This window comes from Alteromonas halophila (assembly GCF_014651815.1).
Classification (GTDB): Bacteria; Pseudomonadota; Gammaproteobacteria; order Enterobacterales; family Alteromonadaceae; genus Alteromonas; species Alteromonas halophila.
The window spans coordinates 536,901-563,364 of the sequence record NZ_BMXP01000001.1 but is presented as its reverse complement, the minus strand read 5'-3'; the positions used below and the strand labels follow the sequence as shown (position 1 = coordinate 563,364).

The following is a 26,464-nucleotide window of genomic DNA, read 5'->3' as shown; positions in this document are numbered from 1 at the left end:
GTCAGCCGGTCGCTTTGGCCGTCACAGCCCCTTGTGACGCCATCAGTGCAGCTATCTCTTCGACGCTGCCGGGATCATCAATGGTTGACGGAATCGCAAGCGGCGCATCACAGGCGATCTGACGCAGCAGTTTTCGCAGTATTTTGCCAGAACGGGTTTTTGGCAAACGTGGGACCACCATGATTCGCTTCAGGCAGGCAATCGCGCCGATTTGCTGACGCACCAGCGCTACCAGCTCCTGCTGCAACATCTCTTCGTCAACCTGTGTACCGTCTTTTAACAATACCATGCCAAACGGCACCTGCCCTTTCAGCGCATCGTGTATACCAATTACGCAGCACTCAGCCACCGCCGTATGGGAGGCCAGCACCTCTTCTATTTCGCCTGTCGACAGGCGGTGGCCGGCAACGTTAATCACATCATCGGTTCGTCCCATGATAAAAACATACCCGTCTTCGTCGATATACCCGCCATCACCGGAACTGTAATAGCCTGGAAACTCAGACAGATAGCCGTCTTCGAAACGACTGTGATCGCCCCAGATAGTAGGCAGACACCCAGGCGGCAATGGCAGTTTCAGTACAATGGCACCTTGCTGACCGCGCGGCAGAACCGCTCCCTGAGGGTCAAGTACCTGAACATTAAAACCAGGTGTTGGCACCGTGGAAGATCCAGGCTTAGCAGGCATAGCCTCGAGCCCCACAGGGTTAGCACAAATAGGCCAGCCGGTTTCCGTCTGCCACCAGTGGTCCACCACCGGCTTGCCAGTCTTGTCCACCGTCCAGTGGTAGGTCGGCGGGTCGAGACGCTCGCCCGCCATGAAAATAGTTCGCAGCGAGGATATATCATACTGCGCCAGTTGCTGCGCGTCCGGATCCTCTTTGCGGATGGCACGAAAGGCCGTGGGCGCGGCAAACATCACCGCAATCTGATATTCCTCGACCATACGCCAAAACGCGCCCGCATCAGGCGTACCCACCGGCTTGCCCTCATACAATACGGTTGTGGCGCCGCGAATCAGCGGTCCGTATACAATATAAGAATGACCCACAACCCAGCCAACATCCGAGGCCGCCCAGAAAACATCGCCTGGATGAATATCGTAAATGGCCTGCATGGAATAATTGAGCGCAACCGCATGGCCACCGTTATCCCTGACGACGCCCTTGGGTTTCCCGGTCGTCCCGGACGTATAAAGAATGTAGAGGGGGTCCGTTGCCATCACCGGCACACAGTCTGCGCTTTCACTGTTATCCGTTAGCAACTGCCAGTCTTTGTCAATGGCGTTATCAAGCGTTGCCTGGCATTGCGCGCGCTGATAGACAATACAGCATTGCGGCTTTTGCAGTGACTGTGCAATGGCATCATCAACGATAGGTTTGTATGGCAGAACTTTTTTCCCCTCAATGCCACAGGATGCCGTGACAATAACCTTTGGGGCTGCGTCATCAATGCGCTGGGCCAGCTCCTTTGCTGCAAAGCCGCCAAACACGACCGAGTGAATGGCCCCAAGTCGCGCAACAGCAAGCATGGCGATCACGGCCTGCGGGATCATGGGCATATAAATCAAAACCCTGTCCCCTTTGGTGATCCCCTGCGACTTCAGTGCACCGGCAAACTGACTGACCTGTTGCATCAGCTGCGCATAGGTGAATGTCGCTTTAGTCTGGGTGACCGGCGAATCGTAGATGACAGCCACGTCATCGCCGTGTCCGGCCTGGACATGTTGATCCAGCGCCAGATAACAGGTATTCAGCTTTCCGTCAGCGAACCAGCGATCAACGCCATTGGTGTCTTTAGTCAGAATAGTGGCAGGCGGCGTGTGCCAGGCCAGCATATTTGCTGCATCACGCCAGAATACTTCAGGCTGCCGGACAGATTGGGTATAAACAGTGTGATAAGTCATGAGGTTTCTTTTCCGCACAGATTGTAGGGTTTACGCCCCCACCTTACCCCAGCCCGTTGCCGGTGTGCATAAGACTTCAGGCGTATACGCTCGCTGACAGGTTCAATGAATGTAGTTATCCAATCAGATAATGCGATACCGTCGCGGCTTTGCCGCTGACAGCAATGAGGGTGTCTGTCGGGAACCACGGTGCGTCATACTGTGATGCCCAGCGCTTGTTCGTTAGTGAGTCGCAAACGTGTTAGTGAGCATTGAGCGCCAGTGTTCGATATGGACAGGACGGCCCAGATAAAACCCCTGCAGAACATTGCAGCCACGCTGTACCAGATAGTCCATCTGTATTTGGTTTTCAATGCCCTCTGCAACTGTTCGTACCCCCAGGGCCTGAGCCATATCCAGAATCGTATTTACAATCGGAACATCGACACTGGAAAAGCTGATTTCATCGACAAAGTAACGGTCAATTTTAAGTTCAGCGATGGGCAGCTCCTTCAGGTAACTTAAGCTGGAGTAACCGGTACCGAAATCATCGATAGAAAATTCAAAACCAAAACGCGACAGTTCATCTATCCGTCGCCGGACCAGGTCAATTCCCTTTACCAGCGTCGTTTCGGTGATTTCAATAACCAGCTGATGTGGACTCACCTGCCAGTTTTCGACAGTTTTAAGCAATCGGTGTCTGAAATCGGCCCGCGCAATATGGCGGCCGCTGATATTCACCGCTATTTTGGTATGCACCCCCTGCGCCTGACAATCATTCAGCAGACGGCATGCCTCATTGATCACCCAGTAGCCAATATCGACAATCGCATCGGACTCTTCAGCAACTGGAATAAATTCCCCCGGACTGATATCGCCCAGCGTAGGGTGGGTCCAGCGTAGCAGCGCCTCCGCACTTATCATGCTGCCGCTGGCGTCAAACTGCGGCTGCAGCATCAAAAAAAACTCATTATTGGTCAGCGCACTTATCAGCGAGCGGCTGATTTCGTTATGTCGTTCGTATTCGGCAAATGCGTCCCGCTCAAAGCAGACGCGTCCACCGTGTCCCTGTGACTTGGCGCGGCGTTTACCAAACTCCAGGATCCCGATCAGCTTTTCGTAACTGGCGGTAGCACTGAGTACCTGAGCGGTCGACAGTGCGCCGCTTATCTGCTGAGGATTACCATGCAGGGATATTTCACACAATACGTTTTCATGTAACTGCCACTCCATATCATCCAGAGTGTTAGCGACTGATTCATCATCGAACTTAACGGGGAGTGTGTATAAGATAAGAAATTCATCTGCGGTGCCACGGAAAACCTTAAACGATGCTGACAGCGTACGGCTGATACGTCCGGCCAGAACCCGCAGAATATAGTCGCCGGTAGACTTACCGAATGACAGGTTAAACTGGGAGAAGTTGTCTAAGTCGAGCATGCAGCAGTAAATGTCCTGGCCTTTTTCCCGGGACTGTCTGATAAGCTTTGCCAGAGCCTGCTCAAATGACTTCATGTTTGGCAGGCCGGTCACGTCGTCGAAGTAAGCCAGCCGGTAAATGTGATCGCTGGACCTTTTTCGCTCTGTAATGTCGCGAATAATACCGACAAACCGTCTTTCACCCTCTACCAAGGTCTCCGACAGGCACAGGTCAATAGGAAACTCTCTGCCACTTCTGTGCAACCCTGTCAGTTCACGACCTACGCCGATAATATTGGCTTTTCCGGTTTTCAAAAAGGCGTTCATATAGTCCGCATGCTCAGAGGCATAGGGCTCCGGCATCAGCACTGTCACATCCATGCCCAGCAGTTCGCCTGGGTGATACCCAAACAATGTTTTCACCGGTTTGTTCGCAGTGATAATCGTACCCTGTGTATCAATCGTTACCACTGCATCATGCAGGTTATCAAGAATGGTAGACAGGTACTCTGCATACTTAAACTCGGTATCAGACAAATGCTTCTCTTCGGTAACATCCCTTACCGCACCGTAGACACGCTGAACCTTACCGGTCAGAACATTTCTCACCACCTTGCCAGTTACGCTGGCCCAGCGCGTTTTACCCTCTACACTGAGAAACGGAATGTCACAGGTGAAGCCTGTTTGTGTCGCTATCGCCTGTTGTATAGCCCCCTGCACTGTCCGTCGACTGTCTTTGGAAATGTTCGCAAGGTTAAAACTGGGTTGGGCATCCCTGGTCTCGGTGACCCCTAAAAGCCGGTAGGTCTGAGCCGTCCAGCTTAGCGCATCAGACTCGACGTCATATTCCCATCCCCCCGTCTTTGAGAGCGCGCTGATCTCATCGAGCAACGCCACTTTCTCGTTAAGCTGATCGGCATACGGATTTTCCACCAGCTTTTTTTGCAGTGTCAATTCAACACGCTGACGAGCCAGTTCCGCAAAATTCTCTTCCATAGCATTTAAGGTGGGATGTTCAATGGCGAACAGCACCGCGCCGATGAGATGATTATGAAGATCAAAAATAGGCGCGATGATCACATTATTTCTCTGGCAACGTTCAAGGGTCGCAGGCCATGTAAACTCATCACCACGCACAGGTTTACTTACCTGTGGTACCGACAGCGTCTGAATAGCTACACTGGGCAATACAATTTTTTCACCACCCCGAACAAATACCGATGAGTCGGAATTGACCAGCGCTGCTTCCTCACTTTCCTTTGTGGCACTTACCACTATAACAATATCGGCATGCACGGAGTGGCGTGCTTTGTCCAGGACGGAGACAAGCTGCTTATCCATTTCAGATGGCAATAGCGTCAGGTTATAACCGTATTGGTTCATCATCGCACTCCTTACGAATGTGTCACAGACATCCCTGTTAAAACACCTGACTATCGCATTAGATAAACCCGTGGCAGGGGATCTGCGTTTATCATCACTCAGCGAGTCCTTACACTAACAATAGTCAATAGTTGCCCGGTTATCCAACGCTTGATTAATCCTCGTCTGACAACCCCACATTACGAATTATGCCCGTTTAAAATGGCAAAAAGGCTGACATCATACTGAAGCCAGCCTTTCCATTAATTGTCTGGTGTATAACGCCCCCCTGACAGGTGCATGTCAGATACCAGATTATAAGATCAACTAATCTTTTTTATAATCGTCATGACAAGACTTGCACGCCGCGCCCACTTCGCCGATGGCACTGCGATAAGCACTTTCATCGCCGGCCTGGGCAACCGACTGTAGATTGCTGGCGGCAGTATGCAATGCGCCAATTTTGTCTTCGACGTCTGAAAAATTATCCCAGATATCATCTTTGGCACCAGTGCTGACATCAAACTTGCGCGTGTCCACTTTCAGGTAGTCCGCCATCATGTCTGCCAGTTGTTCAATCCGCATGGCATTTGTTTCCATTACAGTGGCATCATAAGGCAATGCCCCCTTTGCCATCCCACCGAGTGGTGCCATATTACTTTTCAGAAGCTGAAATAGAGACTGGCGATATTCAATAGCCGTTTCCGCATGTTTGCGTGATACGGCTTCTTCTGCCACAGCTCCCGCGCAGATAAGCGAACTAAATAGCACTGCAGAGGCAGTAAAGCGACGGGTCAGGTGTTTCATGAATAACTCTCCTTAAGATGACTGATAGTCTCTGTGCACAAATTCTGCGTCACAGGCCCTTATTCATTATCCTGACCAAACCCTGACGAAATAGCAAGAAACAAAAAACGCGCCTGAGCAGGCGCGTTCTTAATTTCGGGATACGCTGATCTTAATTGGTCAGGTCGTCGAAGAACTTCTTCACACCATCAAAAAAGCCCTGCTCTTTTGGACGGTGTTTTGCCGTCTCCTTACCCATCGACTCTTCAAGCTCTTTTAGCAGCTCTTTTTGTTTCGATGACAGATTGACCGGCGTTTCGACCACCACTTTACACATCAAGTCGCCCATGGCACCGCTGCGAACAGATTTTACGCCTTTGCCACGCAGGCGGAACATACGACCTGTTTGTGTTTCCGGGCTGACTTTTAGCTTGACCTTGCCATCCAGAGTAGGAACCTGAAGTTCGCCACCCAGAGCAGCAGTCGTAAAGCTTAGCGGGACTTCGCAAAACAGGTTATTGCCATCACGCTTGAAGATTTTATGTTCACGCACATGCACCTGGACATAAAGATCACCGGCTGGTGCACCACTTTCACCGGCTTCGCCCTCGCCGTTTAAGCGAATGCGGTCGCCAGTATCTACGCCAGGCGGGATCTTAACCGACAAGGTCTTGGTTTTCTCAACGCGACCATGACCATGACAACTGTCGCACGGATCTTCAATAATCTTGCCTTTACCGGAACAGGTCGGACAGGTCTGCTGAACCGCGAAAAAGCCCTGGCGCATCTGCACCTGACCATTACCATGGCAGGTTGGACAGGTTGACGGCGATGACCCTTTCTTAGCACCTGAGCCATGACATTTCTCGCACTCAACCAGGGTAGGAACCCGGATTTCAACATCTTTTCCACGTACCGCTTCTTCCAGTGACAGCTCCAGGTTATAACGCAAGTCTGCGCCCTGTCTTGCACGCGACTGACGGCCACGGCCGCCACCGAAAATATCACCGAATACGTCACCAAAGATATCACCAAAATCGGCACCGCCACCAAAGCCGCCGCCAGCGCCACGGTTCGGATCCACACCGGCATGGCCGTATTGATCATAGGCGGCACGTTTTTGTGGATCGGTCAGGATTTCGTACGCTTCCTGAATTTCTTTGAACTTTTCCTCGAGGCCTTTATCACCCTGGGTACGATCGGGATGATATTTCATCGCCATTTTCTTGTACGCTTTCTTTATTTCGCGTTCACCGGCGCCTTTCTCTACCCCGAGCACTTCGTAGTAGTCACGTTTCGACATATCGCTGCTTTTCCTACTCTTCTTACCAGCCACCGTTATTAACGGCCACTGTAACTGCATTACATTGTCGTGCCTTATTACACAACAAAAGGCGCAACAAGCTGTCCCTGCTGCGCCTTACTGCGTGGGAATGGGCCCGCAAAGCGGGCCGACCGCAACAGTTTTTACTTCTTATCGTCGTCTTTTACTTCTTCAAACTCAGCGTCGACAACGTCATCATCGCCTTTAGATGCACCTTCAGCACCGGCATCGGCCGCGCCTTCAGCGCCAGCTGCTGCGCCCTGTTGTGCCTGAGCCGCTTCCATCAGCTTGCTGGATACTTCCATCAGCGACTGTGTTTTCGCTTCAATTTCCGCTTTGTCTTCGCCTTTGGCCGCCGTCTCCAGCTCTTCAAGTGCTGACTCGATAGGCTTCTTGTCTTCTTCTGACAAGGCGTCACCCACTTCGTCCAGCTGCTTACGTGTCGCGTGGATCATGCCATCAGCCTGGTTACGCGCCTGAATCAGCTCTTCAAACTGCTTGTCCGACTCTTTGTTGGCTTCGGCATCAGCCACCATTTTTTCGACTTCGTCTTCACTTAAGCCAGACGATGCTTTGATGGTGATCTTCTGCTCTTTGCCTGTGTCTTTGTCTTTCGCAGACACATGCAAGATACCGTCAGCGTCGATATCGAAGGTCACTTCGATTTGCGGTACACCGCGGGCTGCCGGGCGAATACCTTCAAGATTAAACTGACCAAGCGATTTGTTACCGCTGGACTGCTTACGCTCACCCTGCAGTACGTGAACCGTTACTGCAGACTGGTTATCTTCCGCTGTCGAGAACGTTTGCGACTTCTTAGTTGGAATCGTCGTGTTCTTCTCGATCAGCACGGTCATTACACCGCCCATGGTCTCGATACCCAGCGACAGCGGGGTTACGTCCAGCAGCAATACGTCTTTCACGTCACCGGCCAGTACACCACCCTGAATTGCTGCACCGACAGCAACTGCTTCGTCGGGGTTCACATCTTTGCGTGGGTCCTTACCGAAGAACTCAGACACATACTTCTGAACCAGCGGCATACGCGTCTGACCACCAACCAGAATGATGTCGTGTACATCGCTGGCAGACATATCAGCATCGGCCAGCGCCTTTTTAACTGGCTCAAGTGAGTTTTTCACCATATCTTCAACCAGCGACTCAAGCTTGGCACGCGTCAGTTTAATGGCAAGGTGCTTAGGACCTGAGCCATCTGCTGTGATATACGGCAGGTTAACTTCAGTTTGCTGCGCGGAAGACAATTCGATTTTGGCTTTCTCACCAGCTTCTTTCAGACGCTGCATGGCCAGCGGATCTTTACGCAGGTCAATGCCCTGATCTTTCTTAAACTCGTCGACCAGATACGTGATGATGCGGTTATCGAAGTCTTCACCACCTAAGTGGGTATCACCGTTGGTCGCCAGTACTTCGAAGGTGTGCTCGCCATCAACGTCATCAATTTCGATGATTGAGATATCAAAGGTACCACCACCTAAGTCATAAACGGCGACGACATTGTCACCTTTTTTCTTGTCCATGCCATAAGCAAGGGCGGCAGCAGTCGGCTCGTTAATGATACGCTTAACTTCCAGACCAGCGATACGACCCGCATCTTTGGTTGCCTGACGCTGGTTATCGTTGAAGTAAGCAGGCACGGTAATGACTGCACCGGTTACTTCTTCACCCAGGTAATCCTCGGCCGTTTTCTTCATTTTCTTCAGCACTTCTGCAGAAACCTGCGGCGGTGCCATTTTTTCATCTTTGGCCTGAACCCACGCGTCACCATTGTCTGCCTTAACAATTTTGTAAGGCATGATGTCGATGTCGCGCTGCACTTCTTTATCTTCGAAGCGGCGGCCAATAAGACGCTTAATCGCAAACAGCGTGTTTTCAGGGTTAGTGACCGCCTGACGCTTCGCTGACTGACCTACCAGCGTTTCACCGTCTTTGGTGTACGCGATGATTGAGGGCGTTGTGCGATCGCCCTCTGCGTTTTCAATTACGCGTGGTTTGTCGCCGTCAAGAACTGCGACACATGAATTCGTTGTACCTAAATCGATACCAATGATTTTACCCATTACGTGTCTCCAAACTGTTTCTTAATTCTGCATTTTTAGTGGGGTTATTTCCCACACTTTTCAAGAGTCGTAAAAAAATTAATCCAAATTTCAGGCTTTTGTGTCGACGCCTTCATCGGGCGCACGTGACACCATCACCATGGCAGGACGTAGTAGACGGCCATTAAGCTGGTAACCTTTCTGCATCACCGCCATCACACTGTTCGGTTCGTGCTCTGCACTTTCCTGCATCGACATTGCCTGATGCAGATCCGGGTTGAACGCTTCGCCTTGCGGATCAATAGGCGCTAAACCGAATTTTTCAATAGTCGAAATAAAAGTTTTACGCGTCATTTCAACCCCTTCGAGCAATGGCTTCACCGCGTCGTTTTCGGCATCTCCCATTTCAATGGCTCGTTCAAGGTTGTCAATGACAGGCAGCAGTTCACCAGCAAAACGCTCAAGTGCGAATTTGCGTGCTTTTTCTACTTCAGTGTCGGCGCGGCGACGTGCATTTTCCATATCAGCACGGGCGCGAAGCACACCTTCCTGCTGTTCTTTGATGGTTGACTGTGCTTCAGAAAGTGCTGTCTCCAGCTCATAAATCCGTTGCGCCTGCTCGTCACCTTCCGCCGGCTGATCGTCGGCCTGCCCGGCCGCATTCTCCGGTTGCTCGTTCACCCCTTCCTCTGCAGTGTCTGCAGCGTGTGCAGGTTGTGCCTGCTCCTGGGTTTCTTCGGTATTCTGCGCGTCGCGCTTCTCGCTCATGCCTACCTCCAGCAAATTCAATAAATGGGGCAATAAATTTCGTTGGGGCTAGTTATGGGGCTTTATTAACGACCTTCAAGTGTATCCACACAAATTTTGTGGAAAGTCATCATTATCTGTCCCCCGCAGCGACGGGTACCCGTCTGTGACATCCCACTTTATTGCCCTGTCGTGGGCAATTCGTGGTAGGGTAAAACCCTGTTTTCAAGAGAAAAACACCATGTTAAGTATTTGGACGGTCGGCTCTGTTGTGGCCGTATATCTGGGACTACTTTTTCTGCTGGCATTCTGGGGGGAGCGAAAACTCCGGGATAACCAGCAACATCCGGTACTTTACAGTCTGGGACTCGGTGTGCACTGTACCTCCTGGGCGTTTTTCGGCACTACCACCCAGGCCGCCCAATATGGCTGGGCGATCGTCCCCACCTATGCCGGGATCATGCTGGCAATGTCCTTCGCGTTTCCTGTTATTCTTAAAATCAGCCGGTTATGTCAGCAGCACAATATTACGTCGTTACCTGACTTTATCGGTCTGCGCTACCGCCATTCACATCTGCTGGCGGCACTTATCACCCTTTTGTGTTTTATTGGGGTAATTCCCTACATTGCACTGCAACTTGATGCCATTACCGAAACCATTAACCTGCTGACGCCGGATACCCAAAACAGCAGTAATACGGTGGGGTTTTATGTGGCCGCGTTAATGGCACTGTTCGCTATCTTGTTCGGTACCCGAACGCTGAACCTTACCGACAAGCATCCGGGTCTGCTGGTCACCATCGCTGTAGAGTCTGCAATCAAGCTGCTGGCGCTTTGCGTGGTCGGCCTGTTTGTCTGTTACAGCCTGTTTGACGGAGTGAAGGATCTGATTGCCACTGCATCAGCACACCCGTCCGGTAGACAGGTGATGTATGCAGATGCGGCCCCCTGGGTCTATGTCAGTCACGTATTGCTGGGTATTTGCTCCCTGTTTGTGCTGCCCCGCCAGTTTCATATGAATTTTGTTGAGCTCAATGGTGAAGGCGAATTACGCACAGCACGCTGGCTGCTGCCTCTTTATCTGTTGGGAATGACAGCCTTTGTACTGCCCATTGCGCTTGCTGGCAGCACCTTACTTGCCGCAGATGTGAAATCAGATACGTATGTCATCGCCTTACCCCTGATGGCAGACAATCTGGGTGTCGCCATCATTGCCTTTGTTGGCGGGCTTTCCGCTACCACCAGCATGGTGATTGTTGCGACGCTGGCGCTGGGGATCATGATTGCCAACAACCTGATCACGCCGCTGTGGTTAAAAGCCCGCCTTCGTCAGGCCCCTGACACCACCATGAAAGCAGCCGGTTTGCTAACAATACGACGCCTGACCGTGCTTGTGGTTTTGTCGGTGGCGTACTGGTATCACCTCAATGTCAGTCAGTCAGCCCCCTTGTTCAAAAGCGGTATTATTGCCATTGCGTTGATCGCCCAGAGTTTTCCTATCCTGCTGTTTGGCCTTTACTGGCAGCGCAGTACCAAGCAGGCAGCACAATGCGCATTACTGGCCGGTTTCTGCTGTTGGGTAATGTGGTTATTGTACCCCAGTATCGTGTCCAGCTATTACTTTAACCCGCCGCCATCGGATGCGGATCTGGGCTTAGGGTTCGTCTATTCGCTACTGATCAATTGCGGCGTATTTGTTCTGGTTACACTTGTTTCCTCATGCCACTCACAGCCTGAGACGCACAGTGAGATCAAAAGCGCCTACCCGCAACAACCGCTGGCCGTGCGCATACACGACCTGTTAACGCTGACAGAACGGGTGCTGGAAGACGACGCGCACCGGGCACTGATCAGTCAGCTTTCAGGGGGCGCCCAGGCGCAAAGACAGGGATACGCCAGCCATGCCGTACTGGCCAGGGTGAAGCAGCTGCTTGCCGCGCAGGTAGGCAGTCCGAGTGCCCGCATTCTTCTAGGCGCTATCGCTGACACAGGACAGGACAGTATGACCGAACTGGTGGAGTGGGTAGAAGAAGCCACTCAGTCGTTTCAGTTTAACCACGAAGTACTGCAATCCTCGGTGCAACACATTGAGCAGGGGATCAGTGTTCTGGATGACAAACTGTGTTTGCTGGCCTGGAATGAGCGCTATGTTGAGATGTTTCGCTATCCGCGCGGTTTTCTAAAAGCCGGCATGCCAATTGAGAGTTTGCTGACCTACAATGCACAGCGCGGATTGCTGGGCAATGGCAGTAACGTTGAAAATGAAATCAATAAACGCATTGATTTTATGCGCGGCGGCAGCCGCTATAAATACATTCGTCGGCAGCCGGACGGAAAAGTGATTGAACTCAACGGCAGTCCCCTGCCCGGCGGCGGGTATGTCACCACCTACAGCGATATTACCGAATATATCGCCATTCAGGAGGCGCTGGAAGAGGCCAAGGCTGCGCTGGAAGCCCGGGTCTCACAGCGTACTGAAGAGTTGCAGCAGGCGAAGCTGGACGCCGATCGCGCCAACGAGAGTAAAACCAAGTTTCTGGCCGCGGCGGGTCACGATTTGATGCAGCCATTTAATGCTGCCACGCTTTATGCTTCGATGCTGGCAGAGAAAACCGCGCATACCGAACTTGCCGCCCTCTCAGATGGGGTTGTTACGTCTCTGAATAGCGCCGAAAGTCTGCTTTCGATGCTGCTGGATATGACTAAGCTGGAATCCGGCAAGCTCACGCCACAGTTTTCACAGTTTTGTCTGGATGATGTGTTATCACCGCTCATTAATGAGTTTCTGGTGATAAGTAAACAGCAGCAATTGCGCTTATCGTATGTAAAAACCGGCCTGATTGTCCGCTCTGACAAACGTCTGCTTCGTCGGATTGCCCAGAACCTGCTCTCCAATGCCATGCGCTATACCACATCCGGTGGCGTGCTGGTTGGCGCCCGGCGACAGGGACGTTCGCAGGTTGCATTATGTGTGTATGACACGGGACCAGGGATCCCTGTGAATCAGCAGGCAAATATCTTTGCAGAATTTCATCAGCTGGAGAGTGCGCAGGAAAATCAGGGGCTGGGACTGGGTTTAACCATTGTTGAGCGCATGAGTGACTTGCTTGACCACCCGGTAGATCTGCACTCAATAATGGGCAGCGGCACTGTATTTTCGGTGGTGTTACCACGTTGTGAGCGGGCGTTAAGCAGCAGCGGCAAAGCGCACAGCAATGATAAGCAAAGCCCGGCATTACTGACAGGTAAACGTGTGCTGCTGCTGGAAAACGACCCTCAGATTGTGCAGGCCATGACCATTCTGCTCAGGGAATGGGGCGCTGAGGTTACCACGGCATCAACCTTCGACGTTGCGCAACGAACATGCACGGACACGGTAGACTTTATTATCGCCGACTATCACCTTGATCACGGCCAGACCGGCATTTGTGTGACCAACCAACTGCGAGAGCACTGGCAACGTAATGTGCCCGGTATACTGATCACCGCCAACCGCAGTGAGGGGATCCGCGAGCAGGCTCAGCAAAATGACTTGCTGTACCTGCCCAAGCCAGTGAAACCGGCCGCTCTGAAACGCCTTATCAAACGCGAACTGGTGCTATTTCAGCGCTAGGCGTCATGGCCTGCCTGTCTCAGTGCGCCGTTAAAAACTGTACAGAAAGTTTGTGTAGACGTAGGCAGAGTTATCCGGGTACGCTCCACGTTCGAAGCCTTTCCCTTTAAACAGGTATGCGCCCCCCCACTCCAGTCTGAGTGACGATGTGGTCTGCCAGCGTAGCCGCGCTTCAAGCTGATGCCCGATAAAACTGTCAACGTTTTGCGGGGTTTCCTGGTACCAGAATGCCTTGTAACCCAGCATCAGGTTTTTGGTGCCCTGAATCTTACTGACGCTGCGCGCACCAAGCGCAATCAGGTTACGTCGTGGCATGGCCTGATACACATCTGTCGGCCCAAAGTCGAAACGTCTTACCCCATAAAGGCCTTCAAAATTGTTCAGCGAGTCATCCGTGGCATCATTGTCACCACTGATAAGATCAGCCTCCGCTTTTAGCACGGTATTGTCACTAACGGCCCGTCCCAGACTGGCATGGACCATCCATGCCCGATGGTCGAGATCAGTGATATCGCTGGCACTGGCGGTCTGTCGGGCGGTGCCGGTCTGGCCAATAACATCCAGGTTGGCCAGCCAGTCTCCGGCGAGTGTATCTGTGAATTCCACTTCCAGCGTATAGAGGTCACGGTTACGGGTGGCAAGCCCAGGACCATCGTCCTCCTTAAACCAATAGCTGTGCAGATCCCACCGGTTGTCGTCAGAATGCGCATAGATACCAAATAAACGCCGCTCGCTGAAGCTCTTATCCAATGCGCGCTCGTTGGCATCCACCAGCGTCGGGTCAGACGGTAACCGGCTCACAGGCAACAGGTAAAATGCCCGTACCTGCCAGTCCTGCCACGTCCAGTCTGTCAGCACGCCATCAAAGTTGTTGATGGCGTTTCTGAATACGCCTTTGGCAAGTAACCGACGGCTGCCATGACCCAGGGCAACCCGTCCTACAGTAACCGACGCCAGATGTGTAAACTGGTCCGGTGAATAACGAACAAACGCCTGTAATGGCTCCAGCGTATTAACCTGAGACGAGGATAAGGTCGGGTCATTATTATCCAGCCAGACACGTGAATCCTGCATCTCAATCACGGCATCAAACTGATCCCATTTCATTTCCCCTTTAACCAGTAACCGTGATGACAGACGCTGATTGTGCTGCTCCCGCTCACCCGGCGAAACAGGAAATATCGGATTATTCAGCGCTTCCAGGCGAAGGCGCCAGGAGCCACTCACCGAAAACTCAGGTTCTGACGCGCCTGCTTCAGACATGCCCGCGCCCATGGAGGACAAACTCAGCGCCGCCAGCGCTGCTTTACAAAAACCGTTTTTAATCATGAAGACATCTCACTTTCATTTTATGAATTTTTATAAACCCAGTGCAATTTACTGCCCCATATTGTAATGGAAGATGCAAAAAATGCATTTGTACTTTCTTTTGTCTATGTCTACGTTTTATAAATTAAAAAAATACAAAAACGTTGTACTGATTGGTACTGCCTGCTGTGGCTGCTATGTGCCTCAAAACCAAAGCGTAATATCATCAAAGTCACAATCCGGCGTATACACAGACAGTCGTTTTTTGCGTTTTAACAGGACAAAAGTGTAATGAATTTCGATAATTTGTCGGTGCGCCAAAAATTTGCGGTCCCCCTTGCGTTTGTCTCGTTTCTGGTACTGTTGGTGAGCATAATCAGTATTTCTAACAGCCGCTTTCTCAGTACCAATACTGAAACGCAGTCTGCGGTGTTTACTAAAGTGCTAAAGGTTATTCAGGGATCCACATCACAGAGTAAGAAAATTAACAAAGTGTCACGCAGTATCGATAAAAATGTTGGGCATTTTGCTATTTAATTATCACGCGTCGGCGACAGAGAAAACTGCACACCGGGCAGACGTACTATGTCAAAGGAACTGAGCGATAGGTTATGAAAGCCTCAGGGAATAAAACAACGCCAGCACAGGCACCTGCTGGTTTATTGTGGCGCATCACCCTCCTGGCGGTGTTGTTGCTTTGCCTGATACCTCGGGCTGAGGCAAATGACAGCAAAGTTATACTGCTGGCAACCCACCCTGAAAAACAGGCCGAAAAAACCGGCCCGGAGCAGAACCAGGATGATATTCAGCGTTTGCTGGCCTGTATTTTTAAGAATGTAGGGCTTAACTATGAGATAGTTCATATTCCCTGGGCCCGGGCTAAAAGAGAGCTTTCAAGGAACAGTGTGGACGGAATCTTCCTGACCAGTTTCAGCGAGAATACCGCGGGTGTTAATACTCAGCCAATTTATCTCGAAAAGTGGTTTGCATTTAGTCACAAAAATACCCTTTCAGATCTCCGTGACCAGCGTATTGGTGTTATCCGCGAAAGTGATATCGCACACTGGTTGAACAAACAGGGAATCAATCCCTATATCATGGCAGCCAGTTATCAGCAGCTGGTCGAACAATTTAATGCCGGTCGCTTTGATGTTTTCATTGCCGATATCAGATTACTGGAGCGCGCAAGTGGAGCGTCCGCGTTACTGGCTTCGCTTCACCGCCACTTTGTTCGCTACATGGCAAAGGGCCTCACCTTTTCTGCAGAGTTTGTACGTGACAACCCGGAACTGGTGCGTGCCTTCAATAACAGGATTAAGCAGTGCAATCCCGCCATTACCGACGTTAATGCTGCAGAATCTGCCATTATTCGCCAGTTTGCAGAACACGCGGTTATTTCACCCTTGCCTGAGACCGTGTTAGCCCGTGCAGCAGCCCTGGCTGCTCGCGATGCGCAATTGTCAGACACTCAGATAGTTCAGCGGGATAAAGCCTGGCAAGAGAATATTGCGCGGCAACAGCGAAACACGTTTATGCAGGCAATGATGGATAACCCGGTATCTGCTCACCTGCGCAAACTGAGCGAAAATGTCCCTGAAATAAAAGAAGTCTTTATCACTGATGAGTATGGCGTATTACTGGGCACATCAGCGCTGTTGTCTGATTACTATCAGGGTGACGAAGAGAAGGTGACAGCGCTCACCGGCAGGGACTCGCAGGTCTCAGATATTAGCTTTGACGCATCAACAGGTAATTTTATTTCGCACTACAGTCGCCGCCTGCAGGCGCCTGACGGCACTGCACTTATTGCTATTGTCGGGCTCAGTCTTGACGATATTTTTCGCGGCCATGATTTCACCCAGGCCGAATCGGCAATTCAGGCCCCTGATACCGACGCCAACTACACCAGATAACACAATTTTGCCAAGTATTGACACACATCAATGACATCAAAACCGGACTGGTCTTTACTTATTAGCACATTCTACAGGGTCCGCATTGGTCAATTACGATACCGGTCCTGTCACGTTAAATGACCAGAGGGATGCCGCCTCAGCGTCACGACTTCAATAAGGAGACTGACATGCAAAATGCTATGTATAAAAAAATACTTGTTGCCATTGATATCAACGCAGATTATCAGCACATACTCGCACGAGGGCTAAAGGTGGCAGCAAGTCCTGCAGATATATCGCTGCTTCATGTCACGCCACCGGAAATCTTTTTCTCACCTTATGGTGTCGCCGCCCCCCTGGATCTGGCAAGTGATGCCCGCGAAAAAGCCAGCGAAAAACTGACCGCCGTGGCGAGTGAGCATGGGATCGTTAAGGACAACACCTTTGTTAATGTCGGTCACCCTGCAGATGAGATTCACTCACTGGCAGAAGAGTTAGGGTGTGATCTGATTGTTATTGGTACCCATGGCCAGCGCGGCCTGCGACTGCTGTTAGGCTCAACGGCAAATGCGGTGCTGCACGGCGTTAATTGTGACGTGCTGGTTGTGCGAGTTTAGGCTACATGCCGTTATTAAGATGGTCACTGGCCTGCAACGCAGCAATGCGGCTTGTGCCCTGAAGGCGATAGTCGACTGGATACGGGCAGCCAGGGAAGATTTTCTTTTCAAAGAATTGGGCCATTGCCCGGGAAACCTGCCTTGCGACTACGCTCTTCGGGACTCGCTAAGTGATGATGGACTTATTCGCAACTTGCCTAGTCCTCGACATCCATCATATGCCGGAACGCGACGCCAGCTTTGGTCCGGTTTATGACCTCCAGCTTTCTGAGTATGGCCGACACGTGCTGCTTCACGGTTGATTCAGAAATTGTCAGTTCATAGGCAATCTGTTTATTAAGCAGGCCCTGAGAAAGCATTTTTAACACCTTAAACTGATGCGGCGTCAGTTGGGCGATTCGCGCAGCCAGTTGCTGATTTTGTGATTCAGATGAAGCCTGAACAGCAATATCCATCCCTTCAGGAAGCCACTGCTCACCGTCAAGTACCTGACTTACGGCATCCGATATGGTCTCCAGCGACGATGACTTAGGGATATAGCCACTGGCACCTAAGTCGATGGCCTTTCGGATCAGTACCGGATCATCATGGGCAGACACAATAACCACCAGCACATTAGGGAACTGGGTGCGGATTTCACTTAATCCCGTCAGGCCTTCATTGCCTGGCATTTTCACATCCAGAAACACCAGATCGATCTGTTCATGGCTGGCCAGTACCGACAGCGCCTCACTGACCGAGGCGGCTTCACGTGTTGCAGGGCCAACAATATCCAATAGCGCATGACGCATAGCGGCGCGAAACAGTGGGTGATCATCGGCAATAAGAACGTGCGTGGACATGGCGGTTGATGTGTTACTGCGTTGTTACTTAATAATAGCGTGAATGTTAATCCAATCTGACCCGGTGTGAAAGGTGCTTTTATCGCAGTGGTAAGTGATTGACGGAAGAAAACAGCCTCACCGTACATAATCTGTACAATGAGGCTGATATTAGGCCCGCTTAGAAACGGTAGCCAACATTAAGGTGAACCGTACGCGGATCGCCGTAGTAGCCGATCAGCGTGGTATCGCCGCCCAGACCAGGTAACAGGTTGCCGTTTTCATCGCGGCCACCGGTAAAGTTATAGCCTCCGACACGGTACTCTTCATCGGTCAGGTTCTTGCCATGCAGGCCGACCTGCCACTTGCCATCGTCGCTGTACCAGGTTGCGCTTGCATTAACCAGCCCGTAGCCTTCCTGCGCAAGCAATGGATCTGGCGACTCAAACAGCTCGTAGTCGTCGCGGTAATAGTAATTCGCGTTAAACACAATATCGCCAATGCCGGTTGTGACGGTATAGTTTGCCGCCAGGTTCGCGGTATATTCAGGCGTATTGGAAATGACAAAGTTATCAGACAGGTCAATCGGGTTACCGTCTGCATCCACCGAGCGGACTTCAGTAAACTCTGCATCAATGGTGCCCAGTGAGCCGGTTACGGTAAGCGCATCGGTCACCACATACGTGAAATCAACCTCAATTCCTGATGCTTCAGACTCACCCACGTTAGCGATACGCTGCGTCGGCTCCGCCAGGTCATCCGAAGGTACATTCACCACATACTGTCTGTCGGTGTAGTCCAGCCAGAACGCCGTGGCATTCAAACGGAAGTTATCGGTGATATCACTTTTGAATCCAACTTCGTACGAGTCCACCACCTCAGGCGCAGCCGGCTCCTGATAAAAGGTTGCGCGGGGGTTGTACATACCAGACTTAAAGCCCTGCGAATAACTGGCGTAGAACATGGTATCGCGCGAGTACATGTACTCGACACCCAGGCGCGGGGTAACGCGGGACCAGGATTCCGTGTCATCAATGACCGTTGTTCCTGCGTTGTCAGGGCGCACGTAACCGTCTACCCAGCCACTTTCCGGATAATTAAGGCCCAGCAGGGTTGCTGCATTTACTACGCCGTCTTTTTCATCTTTGGTATAGCGAAGACCCGCTGTTACCGACCACTGTTCAGTGAAGTCATAGCTGGTCTGACCGTAAATGGCATAACTGGTAGTATCGGTACAGCCGCTTTGTTCCAGAGCAATGCCAAATGCCACCAGGTTCGCGTCATAAATACCACAGGCCTCAGCGTCGTAAAAATAGACCCCGGCCACTGCCGTCATATTACTGGCTGCATAGTTCAGCTGGAATTCCTGCGTGAACTGCTCATCGGTATACTTAGCAGGTACGTCGAAAATTGGCAGCGGCGTATTGTCAAAATCAATATTGGTAGGCGAGTCACCCTCGCGGGTCGCCGTTACCGACTTAAATGCCCAGAAGTCATTAATATTCCAGTCAACCGTCAGACTCATGCCTTCCAGATCCACCTTGTTCCAGGTTGGCAGACTGGTGTAGGAATCGTAAACACTATCCGGTTGAGGGGCATCGGTGAGCAGACTGTCAACCAGGCGATAACCGCCCTTGGCATTAGATTCATCGCGGGTTTTGTCATAGCTCAGGCGGAAAAATAAATCATCAGTTGCCTGATATTCCAGCGTAAAGCGACCGGCCAGAATGTCTTTATTGTAGTTCTCGCGATCCTGCCCTTCCGGCGCTTCCAAAAAGGTCCCGAACCCGTCACGCTGCAGCGATGCCACGGCAAAACCAAAGTACAGATTATCAGTGACAGGCACCTGTCCACTGACTTTTAGATCTCGCTGTGAGGCCGTGCCGATGGTTGCGTTCACCGCCAGTTCGGTGTCACCGCTCATTTTCTTGGTGATGTATTTAATGGCGCCGCCGATGGTGTTTTTACCATACAGGGTGCCCTGCGGACCGCGCAGTACTTCAATACGTTCTACGTCGTACAGGTCCAGCACCGCGCCCTGAGGACGGGAAATGTAGACATCATCGATGTAAATGCCAACGCCTGGCTCGAAGCCCCATACCGGGTCTTGCTGGCCGACACCACGAATAAAGGCGGTAAGCGTTGAGTTTGTCCCCCGGCTCATCTGTAACGTGGTATTAGGCGAAAACTGCTGTATTTCGGTGATGTTCTCAATGCCTTTTTCAGCCAGTTCCATTTCACCAATGGATGTAATCGCAACAGGAACTTCCTGAAGTGATTCAACAGACTTTCGGGCGGTAACTTCGATGCGCTCCAGTTTTCCTGCTGATGCATCGTCGTCAGTGTTGTCCTGTGCCCAAACGGCCGGCACTGACAGACAGGCTGAAGCAACTGCCGCTGCGCACAGCGAGCGAGTGAATCGGTGCGTTGTTGTGTTGGAGATTGACATAATGTGTCCCTGTTATTCTATGTATATTGACAATGAGTAATAATGCCTGCGGTCGAAAATTACTCTAGGGCAGTTTGGATGATTCGTATGTAGTACCATCGTACTATGGGAAACTTCCCGGCAGACAGCCAGAATTAGCGGCTACTACAGCAGATCTGCGGTCACAGATTTTTGCAAGGAATCGATTATGTTAAGTATGTTTGGATTAGTCGGCGGACTGCTGCTACTCATCCTTTTGACCATTCGTGGTATGAACCTTTTTATCGCTGCACCTTTGTGTGCACTGATTGTCGCACTAACCAATGGTATCTCGGTGTTTATGGGAGACGAGAATTTCGTTGTTACCTATATGGCCGGGTTTACTGACTTTATTGCGGCCTGGTTTTTTATGTTTTTGTTAGGTGCGCTATTTGGCAAATTCATGGAAGACACCGGCGCCGCTGATTCGGTAGCACGCTGGATAATAGAGCGCATTGGCTTTCGCCAGGCCGTGTTGGCCGTAGTACTGGCCTGCGCCATTCTTACCTATGGCGGAGTTAGCGTGTTTGTGGTGGCATTCTCTGTGTACCCCATGGCCGTGAGTCTGTTTAAAGACGCCAACCTGCCCCGGCGCTTTATTCCCGCGGCAATGGCATTTGGCTCAGTGACCTTCACCATGACCTCAGCCGGCTCACCGGAAATTCAGAACTGGATCCCCATCAAGTATTTAGGCACGTCGCCGTTTGCTGCCTGGGAAGTCAGTCTGGTGGTCGCCATTCTAATGGCAGGCTTCGGGTACTGGTGGCTGCGCCGCATGATCAATAAAGCGGTGGAAAATGGTGAGCGTTTCGAGGCACGCGATACCGACCCGGTCATTCATGAGCGCGACTACCCTCACCCCATCACCGGTATTCTGCCGCTGTTTGTGGTATTAATTTTGTCATTCTTACTGCACGAAGCGCTTGCTCAGCTGGCATTGATCGTTGCCCTGACGGGCGGTGTGCTGACGCTGATGCTGGTGAATTTTAAATATTTTCACGACCTGGGCAAGGCAGTAAATATGGGCACCACCGGCGCCTTGGTTGCCATTGGCAACACCGCGGCGGTGGTCGGCTTTGGGGCGATTGCAAAGAACACGGTGGCTTTTCAGGATACGGTTACCCTGATGACACAAATTCCTGGCAACGAGCTGATCGGCGCGGCAATTGCGGTAAGTGTGATTGCCGGTCTTACCGGCTCTGCTTCAGGGGGGCAGGCAATCGCCCTGCCTCTGGTTGGCCCTCATTACATGGATCAGGGGGTGGAGCCTGAGCAGTTGCACCGGATTGTGTCTATTTCATCAGGCGCGCTGGACTCGCTGCCTCACAATGGTTACGTGGTAACCACGATCCGCGCCATCTGCCACGAGACCCATAAAGCAGCATATGGTCCCGTAGCGGCGCTGACTGTGGTAGTCCCGGTAATGGGGCTGAGTGTAGCCATTGCCCTGTTTAGCTTTTTCTAGGAGTGAATATGTTTACGCGTATCGTTACAGGTTGGTTACTCGTTATCGCTACTGTTGGTTGTCCGGTAGTGGCAGACACCGTCAAACCACTTTTTACTGAAAAGCAGACATTCACGCTGGACAGCTACACCACCTTTGGCGGTGAGACGATTTCACCAGTTAAGGTCGGCTGGGAGAGTTACGGCGAACTGAATGAGAAAAAAGACAATGTCATTCTCATTACCCATTATTTTTCCGGTACTTCTCATGCGGCAGGAAAATATTCACCGCAGGATGAGTCGGCCGGTTACTGGGATGCGATTATTGGCCCGGGCAAAGCTATCGACACTAACAAATATTTTGTCATCAGTGTCGATACGCTGGTTAATCTCAATGCCTATGATGACAACGTGATCACCACCGGCCCTGCGACCATTAACCCACAAACCGGACAGCCATACGGAACGGATTTCCCGGTGGTTACGATTCGCGACTTTGTTAATGTCCAAAAAGCGCTGCTTGAATCATTAGGTATCAGCCGTCTGCATGCCGTGGTCGGCCCGTCGATGGGTTCTATGCAGGCTATTGAGTGGGCCAGCGCGTACCCAGACTGGGTGGAACGAATGGTATCAGTAATTGGCAGCGCAGAAAGTGACGCATGGAGCACAGCGGCACTGGCGCAGTGGGGCAACCCCATTCGTCTTGACCCAAACTGGCAACAGGGTCACTACACAAAAGACGCGCCCCCTACACAAGGTCTGGTCAACGCACTGATGCTGATCACGCAGCATGCGCTCTACCCCGATTACTTCAACCGTGTTGGCGAAACGCTGGGCTATAAACAACTGGAGCAAGCGCCTTTAAAAAGCATTATGGACACCCACAGTATTGTTGAGTGGCTGACCCAACGCGCACAATCCCGCGCCGCAAAGATGGACGCCAATCATCTGCTCTATCTGGTTCGCGCCTGTCAGCTTTTTGTCGCAGGACACGGCAAAAACCTTAACGACGGGCTTGAAAAAATTCAGGCGAAAACCCTGTTTTTACCGGCGTCTACCGATTTACTTCTTATGCCCTACATGGCGAAAGGTGCGCATGACGCACTTTCATCTATGGGTAAACCAACGCAATATGCCGAGCTTGAAGGAGAGCTGGGTCACCTGGAAGGGGTTGTCGACATACAACAGCAGTCACAACGTCTGGCTTCGTTTTTAACTGAATAACCGGGATCACACATATGCAAATTAAAACGATTTTGATGACTGGCCTTTTGCTTTCGGGCGGCGGTGCTGTCGCAGCGGCTTCGTTACCCGCCCTCAACCTCAATACCGATGCGGTAACTGTGTCGGGCCTTTCTTCGGGGGGATATATGGCCACCCAGTTTCACCTGGCACACAGTGACTGGGTGAAAGGCGCGGCCGTGATCGCGGCAGGTCCGTATTACTGTGGTCAGAACGATATTACCACGGCGCTTAGTCAGTGCGTTGATAAAGTGGAATCCTCGATTCCCGTCGATGCCTTAAATAAAAAAGCCCGGCAATGGGCTGATGAAGGCAAGCTGGCCAGTCTTGATAACCTCAAAGACAGTAAAGTGTGGCTGCTTCACGGGTCAAAAGACAAAAAAGTGACCCGCACAGCCGCTGATTTGCTGAATCAGCAATACGTGGCCTGGGCAGGTGAGGATGCGGTTGAGTACGTCAGCGATAAGCCGTTTGCGCACCTGTTTCCCACCAAAAACAAAGGGACTGCCTGTACTATCTCAGAATCTCCCTACATTGGTAACTGTGACTACGATGCGGCAGGCGCGTTACTTACCCACCTGATTGGCAACCTGCAACAACCTGATGATGCGCTAAGTGGCGACGTAGTGAGCTTCAGTCAGGCAGAACTCGGTGGCGAGCCGGCAAAAACGCTTGCTGAAACCGGCTATGCGTACGTTCCCGACAGTTGTAAAGAAGGTGCGCAGTGCCGTGTACATATCAGCTTTCATGGGTGTAACCAGTATGCCGACGCCGTTGGTCGCGACTATGTCGATAATACCGGGCTGAACCGCTGGGCCGACGATAATCAGATGGTGGTTGTTTACCCGCAAACGAAAAAGTCACTGTTTATGCCGCTTAATCCTCAGGGGTGCTGGGACTGGTGGGGCTATACCGGCGATGAGTATGCCACGCGCGAAGGGAAACAGGTGAAAGCCGTTGCGAATATTGTCAATGCGTTAAGTAACGGCGCAGAGAAGGAGAAGTAGAATGGCGTCATACAATGTATTTATCACAGGCGGTGCCAGTGGCATTGGTTATGGCATTGCAGAAAAGCTGGCTGAGTCAGGCCACCATATTATCATTGCCGACATCAATCAGAATGCTGCCCAGGATGCCGCCCAGAGCCTGAAGAATAACGGTGGTTCTGCGCAGGCGGTCACAGTGGACGTCTGTGATGCTGAACAAATTGCACAAGTCAGAGAGCAGCTTGCAGATACGCCGGTGGATATTCTGGTCAATAATGCCGGCATTCAGCATGTGGAGAAGCTCGATTCATTCCCGCCCCATAAATGGCAACAGTTGATTAATATTATGCTGGTCGGCCCTGCGCTACTCACTCAGGCTTTTTTGCCGGGCATGCGCGAACGTAACTTTGGCAGGATTATAAACGTTGGGTCGATTCACTCGGTGGTTGCTTCACCATACAAGTCTGCGTATGTCGCGGCGAAGCATGGCCTGCTTGGCTTTGCGAAGACTGTTGCACTGGAAACGGGCGACTGCGACGTAACGATAAACACGCTGTGTCCAGCCTATGTAAAAACGCCGCTTGTAGAACAGCAGATTGCCGCCCAGGCAAAAGAAAACAACCTCACGGAAGAAGAGGTGATCAATAAAATCATGCTGGAGCCTATGCCCAAAAAACAGTTTATCAGTATTGAGGAACTGGCAGGCACTGCCGCATTTTTGATCTCACCTGCAGCACGAAACATCACGGGACAAACGATGATTCTGGACGGCGGCTGGACAGCGCGCTAACCCTGCTTTCACAAGCCTTAATTTGTGTGCTAATGTCCTGACCAGAAACAAGGAAAGGACGTTAGTACACCATGCCCTACTCCACCGTCGGCCTAATCGGCAAGCCTCAGCACGAAGGCACCAGTGACAGCTTAGAAGTACTCATCGGATTTTTAACCGAAAAAGGCTGCGACATTCTGATTGAAGAATCGCTTGCGGCAGATGTCGAAGCCAATAGCATTCCTGTGTGTGATCTGGTGACCATTGGTAAACAGGCAGACCTGGCCGTTGTTATTGGTGGCGATGGCAGTATGCTTGGCGCTGCGCGGGTCCTGGCGCGGTTTGATGTGCACGTGGTAGGCGTTAACCGGGGCAACCTGGGCTTCCTCACTGATATCAACCCTGATGATATTGTCGAGCAGATGAACCTTATCTTCGCCGGTGAATGCGTGGTTGAACAACGCTTTTTGCTGGATGTCAGCGTTTTTCGTCATCAGAAACTAAAAAGCAGTAACTCAGCGGTTAACGAAGTCGTCCTTCACCACGGTAAAGTGGCGCACATGATGGAATTTGAGGTGTATATTGATGGCCAGTTTGCGTTTAGCCAGCGGTCGGACGGCCTGATCGTCGCCTCCCCCACAGGCTCGACGGCCTACTCGCTGTCTGGCGGCGGCCCAATATTAATGCCGCACCTGGATGCGCTGACACTGGTTCCCATGTTCCCTCACACATTGAGTTCACGGCCTATTGTCGTTGACTCTAACAGTGTGGTCGCCATGCGCGTATCTAAAGTGAACAGCGATTCCCTGCAAGCCAGCTGTGACAGCCACATTGTGCTGCCGGTCCTCCCTGGGGATGAAATTACCGTCAACAAAAGTCAGGATACCCTGTCGCTGGTTCACCCCAAAGGCTATAACTACTTTACCGTGTTACGAAATAAGCTGGACTGGGGCAGCAAGCTTTACTGATGGTTCAGCATTGTGGATACCCACAGCAAGGTGCGTGTATTAACGGGCAGCCGGTGACGAAAGCCACTTATACATAACGAATGCATCAATGTACCCTGACTGCGGATGGTAAAAAGCCTGAGGCAGCGTGCCGACGATGTCATAACCTAGCTTTTTCCACAGCGCTATTGCACCGGTATTGGTGGACGCGACATAGTTAAACTGCATTGCCCTGTAACCAAGTTCACAGGCAACACGCTGGGAGTGCTTACACAATTCTGTCGCTATACCCTGCCCACGTGCTTGCGCTGATACCATATAACCACAGTTGCACACATGGCTGCCCGGCCCTGCAAAATTCGTTTTGAGGTAATAGGTCCCCACAATTACGCCATCTGACTCAGCGACAAAGGTCAGGCGTGGAGACAATAACCACTGCTGCTTTGCTTCCTCCATCGAAATATCAGAGGAAAACGCGTAGGTTTTTCCCTCGCGGGCAATGTGCTTAAAAATGGGCCAGATGGCTGGCCAGTCCTGCTCGGACGCTTCGCGAATGTGAACGTTGTTCAAATGGCCTCTCTTTGCATATCAATGCTTAAGAAACAGGTGTAGTGGTCCGGTACATGACGCCACTCTGTAAAGCCCCGGAAGTGATTCTTTTTTGTAAGCAAAGTTTGAGTCAATCTCTTAAACTAATTACTTCTATCCCACTTAATCTTGATTTTTAAGACTACCTGCCCACATTAAAACTTAATGCTCCGCGCTCTTTCTGACTT

The 26,464-nt window shown here is 51.4% G+C and carries 20 protein-coding genes; 9 read left to right on the top strand and 11 right to left on the bottom strand.

Annotated features, from left to right (window positions below; translation table 11 throughout):
- Position 1: 1 nt before the first annotated feature.
- From IE054_RS02560 to grpE, 6 genes are all read right to left on the bottom strand, one after another.
- Positions 2-1,906 (bottom strand): propionyl-CoA synthetase, encoded by a 1,905-nt coding sequence (locus IE054_RS02560; RefSeq protein ID WP_189403501.1) that lies wholly within the window; start codon positions 1,904-1,906, stop codon positions 2-4.
- A gap of 222 nt (positions 1,907-2,128) precedes the next feature.
- The gene (locus IE054_RS02555) at positions 2,129-4,690 is read right to left on the bottom strand and encodes a putative bifunctional diguanylate cyclase/phosphodiesterase (RefSeq protein ID WP_189403500.1); all 2,562 of its coding nucleotides are present in this window, start codon (positions 4,688-4,690) and stop codon (positions 2,129-2,131) included.
- Between the two features lie 303 nt (positions 4,691-4,993).
- Positions 4,994-5,473, bottom strand: coding sequence for a c-type cytochrome (locus tag IE054_RS02550; RefSeq protein ID WP_189403499.1), 480 nt, complete (start codon positions 5,471-5,473; stop codon positions 4,994-4,996).
- 151 nt (positions 5,474-5,624) lie between these two features.
- Positions 5,625-6,755 carry a molecular chaperone DnaJ gene (gene dnaJ / locus IE054_RS02545; RefSeq protein WP_189403498.1) on the bottom strand — a complete coding sequence of 377 codons (1,131 nt, stop codon included), beginning with the start codon at positions 6,753-6,755 and terminating at the stop codon, positions 5,625-5,627.
- Positions 6,756-6,919: 164 nt separating this feature from the next.
- Positions 6,920-8,854, bottom strand: a complete 1,935-nt coding sequence (dnaK, locus tag IE054_RS02540) for a molecular chaperone DnaK (protein ID WP_189403497.1) — start codon at positions 8,852-8,854, stop codon at positions 6,920-6,922.
- Positions 8,855-8,944: 90 nt separating this feature from the next.
- The gene (grpE, locus tag IE054_RS02535; RefSeq protein WP_189403496.1) at positions 8,945-9,601 is read right to left on the bottom strand and encodes a nucleotide exchange factor GrpE; all 657 of its coding nucleotides are present in this window, start codon (positions 9,599-9,601) and stop codon (positions 8,945-8,947) included.
- A gap of 220 nt (positions 9,602-9,821) precedes the next feature.
- Here grpE and IE054_RS02530 point away from each other — a divergent pair, with 220 nt between their 5' ends.
- On the top strand, positions 9,822-13,193 hold the full coding sequence (locus tag IE054_RS02530) for a PAS domain-containing hybrid sensor histidine kinase/response regulator (RefSeq protein ID WP_189403495.1): 3,372 nt from the start codon (positions 9,822-9,824) through the stop codon (positions 13,191-13,193).
- A gap of 30 nt (positions 13,194-13,223) precedes the next feature.
- Here the strand turns inward: IE054_RS02530 and IE054_RS02525 are convergent, their stop codons facing one another.
- Positions 13,224-14,522, bottom strand: coding sequence for an alginate export family protein (locus IE054_RS02525; RefSeq protein ID WP_229804974.1), 1,299 nt, complete (start codon positions 14,520-14,522; stop codon positions 13,224-13,226).
- 270 nt (positions 14,523-14,792) lie between these two features.
- Here IE054_RS02525 and IE054_RS02520 point away from each other — a divergent pair, with 270 nt between their 5' ends.
- From IE054_RS02520 to IE054_RS02510, 3 genes are all read left to right on the top strand, one after another.
- Positions 14,793-15,038, top strand: a complete 246-nt coding sequence (locus IE054_RS02520; RefSeq protein WP_189403494.1) for a hypothetical protein — start codon at positions 14,793-14,795, stop codon at positions 15,036-15,038.
- 74 nt (positions 15,039-15,112) lie between these two features.
- A complete protein-coding gene (locus IE054_RS02515) occupies positions 15,113-16,414 on the top strand; it encodes a transporter substrate-binding domain-containing protein (protein ID WP_189403493.1) in 1,302 nt (433 codons plus the stop codon).
- Between the two features lie 170 nt (positions 16,415-16,584).
- Positions 16,585-17,013, top strand: coding sequence for a universal stress protein (locus IE054_RS02510; RefSeq protein WP_189403492.1), 429 nt, complete (start codon positions 16,585-16,587; stop codon positions 17,011-17,013).
- 1 nt (position 17,014) lies between these two features.
- Here IE054_RS02510 and IE054_RS17885 read toward each other — a convergent pair whose 3' ends face one another.
- The 3 genes from IE054_RS17885 to IE054_RS02500 all read right to left on the bottom strand — a co-directional run bounded on the left by IE054_RS17885 (position 17,015) and on the right by IE054_RS02500 (position 20,283).
- A complete protein-coding gene (locus IE054_RS17885) occupies positions 17,015-17,137 on the bottom strand; it encodes a hypothetical protein (protein WP_268245042.1) in 123 nt (40 codons plus the stop codon).
- Between the two features lie 73 nt (positions 17,138-17,210).
- On the bottom strand, positions 17,211-17,855 hold the full coding sequence (locus tag IE054_RS02505) for a response regulator (RefSeq protein ID WP_189403491.1): 645 nt from the start codon (positions 17,853-17,855) through the stop codon (positions 17,211-17,213).
- A 160-nt stretch (positions 17,856-18,015) separates the two neighbouring features.
- Positions 18,016-20,283 (bottom strand): TonB-dependent receptor, encoded by a 2,268-nt coding sequence (locus IE054_RS02500; protein ID WP_189403490.1) that lies wholly within the window; start codon positions 20,281-20,283, stop codon positions 18,016-18,018.
- Between the two features lie 187 nt (positions 20,284-20,470).
- Between IE054_RS02500 and IE054_RS02495 the strand changes: the two genes are divergently transcribed.
- The 5 genes from IE054_RS02495 (at position 20,471) to nadK (ending at position 25,709) form a co-directional block, all read left to right on the top strand.
- On the top strand, positions 20,471-21,766 hold the full coding sequence (locus IE054_RS02495) for a GntP family permease (protein WP_189403489.1): 1,296 nt from the start codon (positions 20,471-20,473) through the stop codon (positions 21,764-21,766).
- A gap of 8 nt (positions 21,767-21,774) precedes the next feature.
- Positions 21,775-22,968 (top strand): E22 family MetX-like putative esterase, encoded by a 1,194-nt coding sequence (locus IE054_RS02490; protein WP_189403488.1) that lies wholly within the window; start codon positions 21,775-21,777, stop codon positions 22,966-22,968.
- A gap of 14 nt (positions 22,969-22,982) precedes the next feature.
- Complete coding sequence (locus tag IE054_RS02485) at positions 22,983-23,993, top strand: extracellular catalytic domain type 2 short-chain-length polyhydroxyalkanoate depolymerase (protein ID WP_373293805.1); 1,011 nt, start codon at positions 22,983-22,985, stop codon at positions 23,991-23,993.
- Position 23,994: 1 nt separating this feature from the next.
- Positions 23,995-24,762 (top strand): 3-hydroxybutyrate dehydrogenase, encoded by a 768-nt coding sequence (locus IE054_RS02480; protein ID WP_189403487.1) that lies wholly within the window; start codon positions 23,995-23,997, stop codon positions 24,760-24,762.
- Between the two features lie 71 nt (positions 24,763-24,833).
- Positions 24,834-25,709 (top strand): NAD(+) kinase, encoded by an 876-nt coding sequence (gene nadK, locus IE054_RS02475; protein WP_189403486.1) that lies wholly within the window; start codon positions 24,834-24,836, stop codon positions 25,707-25,709.
- 39 nt (positions 25,710-25,748) lie between these two features.
- Here nadK and IE054_RS02470 read toward each other — a convergent pair whose 3' ends face one another.
- Entirely contained in the window at positions 25,749-26,258 is a 510-nt protein-coding gene (locus IE054_RS02470) for a GNAT family N-acetyltransferase (RefSeq protein WP_189403485.1), read from the bottom strand.
- Positions 26,259-26,464: the final 206 nt, after the last annotated feature.

Excerpts from the sequence above, each read along its gene's own strand:
- IE054_RS02560 (WP_189403501.1), bottom strand. The coding sequence starts at position 1,906 with ATGACTTATCACACTGTTTATACCCAATCTGTCCGGCAGCCTGAAGTA.
- IE054_RS02555 (WP_189403500.1), bottom strand. The coding sequence starts at position 4,690 with ATGATGAACCAATACGGTTATAACCTGACGCTATTGCCATCTGAAATG.
- IE054_RS02550 (WP_189403499.1), bottom strand. The coding sequence starts at position 5,473 with ATGAAACACCTGACCCGTCGCTTTACTGCCTCTGCAGTGCTATTTAGT.
- dnaJ (WP_189403498.1), bottom strand. The coding sequence starts at position 6,755 with ATGTCGAAACGTGACTACTACGAAGTGCTCGGGGTAGAGAAAGGCGCC.
- dnaK (WP_189403497.1), bottom strand. The coding sequence starts at position 8,854 with ATGGGTAAAATCATTGGTATCGATTTAGGTACAACGAATTCATGTGTC.
- grpE (WP_189403496.1), bottom strand. The coding sequence starts at position 9,601 with ATGAGCGAGAAGCGCGACGCGCAGAATACCGAAGAAACCCAGGAGCAG.
- IE054_RS02530 (WP_189403495.1), top strand. The coding sequence starts at position 9,822 with ATGTTAAGTATTTGGACGGTCGGCTCTGTTGTGGCCGTATATCTGGGA.
- IE054_RS02525 (WP_229804974.1), bottom strand. The coding sequence starts at position 14,522 with ATGATTAAAAACGGTTTTTGTAAAGCAGCGCTGGCGGCGCTGAGTTTG.
- IE054_RS02520 (WP_189403494.1), top strand. The coding sequence starts at position 14,793 with ATGAATTTCGATAATTTGTCGGTGCGCCAAAAATTTGCGGTCCCCCTT.
- IE054_RS02515 (WP_189403493.1), top strand. The coding sequence starts at position 15,113 with ATGAAAGCCTCAGGGAATAAAACAACGCCAGCACAGGCACCTGCTGGT.
- IE054_RS02510 (WP_189403492.1), top strand. The coding sequence starts at position 16,585 with ATGCAAAATGCTATGTATAAAAAAATACTTGTTGCCATTGATATCAAC.
- IE054_RS17885 (WP_268245042.1), bottom strand. The coding sequence starts at position 17,137 with ATGGCCCAATTCTTTGAAAAGAAAATCTTCCCTGGCTGCCCGTATCCA.
- IE054_RS02505 (WP_189403491.1), bottom strand. The coding sequence starts at position 17,855 with ATGTCCACGCACGTTCTTATTGCCGATGATCACCCACTGTTTCGCGCC.
- IE054_RS02500 (WP_189403490.1), bottom strand. The coding sequence starts at position 20,283 with ATGTCAATCTCCAACACAACAACGCACCGATTCACTCGCTCGCTGTGC.
- IE054_RS02495 (WP_189403489.1), top strand. The coding sequence starts at position 20,471 with ATGTTAAGTATGTTTGGATTAGTCGGCGGACTGCTGCTACTCATCCTT.
- IE054_RS02490 (WP_189403488.1), top strand. The coding sequence starts at position 21,775 with ATGTTTACGCGTATCGTTACAGGTTGGTTACTCGTTATCGCTACTGTT.
- IE054_RS02485 (WP_373293805.1), top strand. The coding sequence starts at position 22,983 with ATGCAAATTAAAACGATTTTGATGACTGGCCTTTTGCTTTCGGGCGGC.
- IE054_RS02480 (WP_189403487.1), top strand. The coding sequence starts at position 23,995 with ATGGCGTCATACAATGTATTTATCACAGGCGGTGCCAGTGGCATTGGT.
- nadK (WP_189403486.1), top strand. The coding sequence starts at position 24,834 with ATGCCCTACTCCACCGTCGGCCTAATCGGCAAGCCTCAGCACGAAGGC.